Origin of the sequence: Candidatus Thioglobus sp., from assembly GCF_028599055.1 — a bacterium.
Classification (GTDB): Bacteria; Pseudomonadota; Gammaproteobacteria; order PS1; family Pseudothioglobaceae; genus Thioglobus_A.
The window spans coordinates 1-2,490 of the sequence record NZ_JAQRMS010000158.1 but is presented as its reverse complement, the minus strand read 5'-3'; the positions used below and the strand labels follow the sequence as shown (position 1 = coordinate 2,490).

The window sequence follows — 2,490 nt, the reverse complement described above, 5'->3', positions numbered from 1 at the left end:
CCATACTTTAAATATCATCCGGAAACCTAAAAAGTCCCTATTTTCTAAGAGAAAAAGGGCCATAACTCAGGAACGGTAAATGTGAAATACACCGTAATCGATTTGGTTGAGCCATACTTTAAATATCAAGCTCTCTTTGATGTATGTAACAACCGTATTTTCTACAACTCCTCACAAGCTTAGCAATGTTCAACAATGTCATAATAAGTGACAATTGTTTGCCTTTCTTTATTCTATATAATTATTTTCTGTCATCTTCAACTTTCAACTGGGTTAATTTACATTCAGATCCGTAATTTAAACTTATACATTGTATTTACCGATGCTGTACTGGATTTCGAATCCATCACACAACATCAGGATAATAAAAACATCATATGAAAACACCAATAAAACCCAACACATTTAATATTTTGCAACTTTATTGAAGATGAAAAGAGATAAAAGGTTCTTAAATTCTCGCAGCAAATGAAACATGCTCAAAGGACTGAAAAATATATATGCATTTTTGACACGAACTAGTTTTTTTCTGGAGATTTTCAAGGCCAAGAGGGGGTGTGCATTATGCACCAATGCACATTATGCAACCCTAATGACGGTAAGCATATTTAAACATTTTGAAAAGTATTGAATATACCTGGAAAAAATGGTGTTTTTTGCGTTTATTATTGCGTACATTATTCAACATAACTTATGTTCATTTACATCCATAAATACATTTATAATACAATGTATAATTCGTGAAAGTACTTGGCAATCCATTTGATGACAACTTTGGTCAGTTTTTACTGAACCTCTTTTAAAAAGAGGTCACCTCTCTTGAGAGGTGACTTTTGACATTCCCCATGAGTGACTGCTTAAGACAGGTTTCTCTCTTGAGAGGTGACTTTTGACATTCCCCATGAGTGACTGCTTAAGACAGGTTTGACTGTATTTACAAAGTTTGTCTAATCCACATAAAACTGTTCTAAACATCCACTGTTTTGTATTTAACGAATATGATTTACTCATAAATTCCTTGCATCATATCTTTCTTCACTAAACAAATATTACATAAATACAGGATACTTCCATCAAAGACTTGAAATGAATTACAATTCAAAATTGGCATAGATCAATAAGATTCATAAACACCCATGAAAAATAAAATAAGGATGGAACTAGGTCATCGTTCTGTCCCCCACCCCTCATTACTCACTTTCGGACATATCAAAGGAGTGGAAATGAACAGGTTGTATATAGTTGACAAGTTCTGACATCTCTAATCCTGCTTCAGCCTCAGTACCTGCTGTGCCCTGTTAAAACATACAATAATAGTCTATTTGTTATCATAAAGACAAATGATATACTTATTATTCTGTCAAATTTAAAGAATTTAGTAGATTATTGACTGTTTCTCTCAATATAGATCAAGTCAGCATCAACCGTAGAATAAACGATAACTTTGTCCTAAATGTGTATAATCAGAACTGTATGATGTTTTATGTTCCTTTTTAGATTTTACTTATGAAAAGGAAGTTTTATGTCCAGAATGTCATGCTTATTCAGTAAACTTCATTTCAACTGGTGTTCTATGACTATTTTCAGATTTTGATCAACTTTATCTAACCTTTTCTTTTTGGTATTGTACAATCTTATCTGTTTTTTCGCCATCTTCATCAGATTCATATTCACTTAGATCAGAATCAGACTCCTCCTCTATGGGTCCATCAGGGTCATGATCTTGATCTACACTGTTTTCTGGACTCAGACTTTGTGTGCGAGGTTTTCCCTCTCCTACTTCCATGTTAGTTGTACTGTTCTGTTTTTTAACATGTTTCTCTGAATAATAAAAATAAGATCTGTAATAAAACAACTTCTAAAATAAGACAATAGAATCATATTTAAATTTAAATTACGGAAAGAAGCTTTCACTAAACAAGAACAGTCAGGTTTGGATTACAATGATCACATTTTAGCATACCAATTACAAGATTTACAACGGACAATTTTATTTTCAGTCTCACTTCCGATTGAGAAGACCGGTATTTGTAGAAGTTATAGCTAGAATCGTATTAGTTTGATTGGGTGAACTTTGGTAGTAAAGGTCGAGGCTAACAATTTAGATTAATTTTCATCCGTGGGGAACCCTCGGGAAATGATTGAAACTTTGCTGATTGTGTGAGGAGTTTCCTCAACATCCTGTCCATCAACAAGTGAGTGGGTTGATCTATACATAGCACATGCTGATTGTGTGAGGAGTTTCCTCAACATCCTGTCCATCAACAAGTGAGTGGGTTGATCTATACATAACACATGCTGATTGTGTGAGGAGTTTCCTCAACATCCTGTCCATCAACAAGTGAGTGGGTTGATCTATACATAACACATGCTGATTGTGTGAGGAGTTTCCTCAACATCCTGTCCATCAACAAGTGAGTGGGTTGATCTATACATAGCACATGCTGATTGTGTGAGGAGTTTCCTCAACATCCTGTCCATCAACAAGTG

General features: G+C 34.3%; 1 protein-coding gene. It reads right to left on the bottom strand.

The features are described 5' to 3' along the window. Window positions 1-1,600: 1,600 nt before the first annotated feature. Entirely contained in the window at window positions 1,601-1,786 is a 186-nt protein-coding gene (locus tag PSN35_RS07040) for a hypothetical protein (protein ID WP_300031410.1), read from the bottom strand. Between the last annotated feature and the right edge of the window lie 704 nt (window positions 1,787-2,490).